This is a genomic window from Streptomyces sp. NPDC004561, from assembly GCF_053602155.1.
Genome location: NZ_JBSGDB010000718.1, coordinates 1 through 3,254 on the forward strand (window position 1 = coordinate 1; position 3,254 = coordinate 3,254).

Here is a 3,254-nt window from a genome sequence, read left to right on the forward strand (position 1 = left end):
TGTGCCGGGTCCGGCACATCCCCCCACGTCGTCGTGGCGCCGGACGGAGGCGCTACGCTCGCCCGGCATGAGTGGACGTACCGATTCCGGCACCGACCCCGCGATACCCGAGGCCGATGACGTGGAGTACGTCGGGGACGCCCGGCGGGCCCGCTGGACCGCCGCCGGCACGGGAGCCCTGCTGACCCTCGCCGGACTGGGCGCCGCGCTGCTGCGGCTCGCCGGGTCCGCGCCGGCCCGCGTGCCCGCCGCCTACGCCCTCGGTGCCGTCGTCTGCGCGGGAGCCGCGGTCCTGGGCTTCCGGGGCCGCACCCGCTGGGCGCTCTGGCTGCTGGTCCTCGGGGTGATGGTCATGGCACTCGGAGACCAGACCGACTGATGTGACCGAAGTGGCCGCTGGGACGACAGAGTTCACAGGACGGTCCTGTGATGTCCCTCCCAGTCCTGTGAATAAGGCCACGAACACCGCAAACGATCACTTTCGCCTGCGACAGTGGCTTTCGATTGCTCATGCGTTCTTTGCGGGCTGTTCGGTTTATGGACGATCGTTCCCGGCCAAAGATCCACAAATCACCCCTGGGAGCACGTCCGTGGCAGCCCTTGCGCGTTGGTGTGTCCGGCATCGACTGATCGCCGTTCTGCTGTGGCTCTGTGCCTTCGGCGGGGCCACCGCGGCCGCCGCCGTCGCCGGGTCGTCGTACTCGAACAGCTACGACGTCCCCGGCACCGAGGCCGGCCGCGCCAGCCAGCTGCTCCAGGCGGGCTTCCCGGCCCTGAGCGGGGACAGCGACACCGTCGTCTGGCACACCACGAAGGGCACCGTCCGCGCGGCCGACGTCGAACAGACCATGACCCGCACCCTCGACCGGATCGCCTCCCTGCCCGGCGTGGCCTCGGTGTCCGGCCCGTACGGCAACCAGGGCGCCGGCCAGATCAGCGCCGACGGCCGTACGGCGTACGCCGCCGTCACCTTCACCCAGCAGGCCGAGCACATCGGCAAGCCCGAGGCCGAGGCCGTGGTGCACACCGCCAAGGCGGCCCAGGCCGACGGGCTCGAGGTCGAACTGGGCGGCAGCGCGATCGGGCTCACCGAGTCCCCGCAGGGGCACATCGCCGAGATCGTCGGCGTGCTCGTCGCGGCCGTCGTACTGTTCCTGGCCTTCGGCTCGCTCGCCGCCTCGCTGCTGCCGATCGGCACCGCCCTGGTCGGCGTCGGCACCGCCTACGCGGGCATCGGGCTGCTCGGCCACGCCATGACGGTCGCCGACTTCGCGCCCATGCTCGGCATGCTGATCGGCCTCGGCGTCGGCATCGACTACGCGCTGTTCATCGTGACCCGGCACCGGCGCGGTCTCAAACGCGGCCTGAGTGTCACCGAGGCCGCCGTGAGCGCCGTGTCCACCACCGGACGCGCGGTCGTCTTCGCGGGTGCGACGGTGTGCATCGCCCTGCTCGGGATGCTGATCCTGCGGCTGAGCTTCCTGAACGGGGTCGCCGTGGCAGCCTGTCTGACGGTCGTCCTCACCGTCGCGGCCTCCGTCACCCTGCTGCCCGCCCTGCTGTCCTTCATCGGCCCGCGCGCCCTCAGTGGCCGCGAGCGGCGCCTGCTCGCCGAACAGGGGCCGCGGCCCGAGGTGCCCACCGGCCTCGCCGCCCGCTGGTCCGCCCTGGTCGAACGGCGTCCCAAGCTGCTCGGCTCGCTCGCCATCGGCGTCATCGCCCTGCTCGCCCTGCCGACGCTCTCCCTCCACCTCGGCACCTCCGACCAGGGCAACGACCCCAGCACCTCCACCACCCGCAAGGCCTACGACCTGCTCGCCGACGGCTTCGGCCACGGCGTGAACGGGCCGCTGACCCTGGTGACGCGGGTGGACGGCGGCGGCGACAGACTCGCCCTCGACAACCTCGACACCACCCTGCGCGCCACCCCGGGCGTCGCCTCCGTGACCCCGGCCACCTACGGCACCGGCGGCGGCATCGCCTACCTCACCGTCGTCCCCGATTCCGCACCCCAGTCCCAGGCCACCAGCGACCTCGTGGACCGGCTGCGGGGCGAGGTGCTGCCGCGCGCGGAGACCGGCACCTCCCTCGACATCCACGTCGGCGGAGTGACCGCCGCCTACGACGACTTCGCCGGTGTGATCGTCGGCAAGCTGCCGCTGTTCGTCGGCACGGTCATCGGGCTGGGCTGTCTGCTTCTCCTGGTCGCCTTCCGGTCGCTCGGCATCCCGCTGAAGGCCGCCGCGATGAACATCGCCGCCGTCGCCGCCGCGTTCGGCGTCGTCGTCACCGTCTTCCAGTGGGGCTGGGGCAGCGAACTGCTCGGCCTCGGCCGCGCGGGCCCCATCGAGCCCTTCCTGCCCGTGATCATGGTCTCGGTGCTCTTCGGACTCTCCATGGACTACCAGGTCTTCCTGGTCAGCCGGATGTACGAGGAGTGGCTGGAGACCGGCGACAACAGGCGCGCCGTCCGCGTGGGCCTCGCCGAGACCAGCCGGGTCATCAACTCCGCCGCGGTCATCATGATCTCGGTCTTCCTCGCCTTCGTGCTCAGCGGTGACCGCGTGATCGCCATGTTCGGCATCGCCCTGGCCGCCGCCGTCGCCCTCGACGCGTTCGTCCTGCGCACCCTGCTCGTGCCCGCCCTGATGCACCTCCTCGGCGCCGCCAACTGGTGGCTGCCCGCCTGGCTGGAGCGCCGGCTGCCGCGCATCAGCATCGAGCCGCCCGAGTGCCGGGCCGCCCATGAGAGGCTCGACCGCGTTCCGGTGGACGAACTGCGGAAGGAAGAGCAGCGCGATGTACGCGATATCCCTGGGTGACGACGGCGCCGAGCTGCGGCCCCTGGAGGTCTGGCACGCCGCGGAGGTCCTCGCCAACATCGACCGTGGGCGCGAGTTCATCGGCCGGCACATCGGGCTGCCGGACGTGGTGTCCGACCTGGACGGCGCGCACGCCTGGCTGAAGTCGTACGCCGACAAGCGCGCCGCGGACGCCGGCGGCCTGCACGGCATCTGGCTGGACGGCAAGCTCGTCGGCGGGCTGCTGTTCCGCGTCTGGGACACCCCGAGCGGAGTGTGCGAGGCCGGCTGCTGGCTGGAGCCGGCGGCGGCCGGGCGCGGGCTGGTCGACCGGGGCATGCGGGTGCTGCTCGCGTGGGCCTTCCAGGAGCGCGGCATGCACCGGGTGGAGTGGCATGTGTCCTCGGCACTTTGTCAAGGGTGGCCCTTTCTTCCAATTACTGGCGTTCGCCC

Annotated in this window: 3 protein-coding genes; all 3 read left to right on the top strand. The window is 71.8% G+C overall.

The window, feature by feature from the left end:
* The first annotated feature begins 67 nt into the window (after positions 1-67).
* Positions 68-379 (top strand): hypothetical protein, encoded by a 312-nt coding sequence (locus ACWEN3_RS44175; RefSeq protein WP_452983708.1) that lies wholly within the window; start codon positions 68-70, stop codon positions 377-379.
* Positions 380-590: 211 nt separating this feature from the next.
* Positions 591-2,822 (top strand): MMPL family transporter, encoded by a 2,232-nt coding sequence (locus ACWEN3_RS44180; RefSeq protein WP_452983711.1) that lies wholly within the window; start codon positions 591-593, stop codon positions 2,820-2,822.
* On the top strand, positions 2,800-3,254 hold a 455-nt coding region (locus ACWEN3_RS44185; RefSeq protein WP_452983714.1), incomplete at its 3' end, for a GNAT family N-acetyltransferase. The genes ACWEN3_RS44180 and ACWEN3_RS44185, both read left to right, overlap by 23 nt.

What these genes read in the sequence shown, in the direction of transcription:
- ACWEN3_RS44175 (WP_452983708.1), top strand. Translation starts at nt 68, where the DNA reads ATGAGTGGACGTACCGATTCCGGCACCGACCCCGCGATACCCGAGGCC.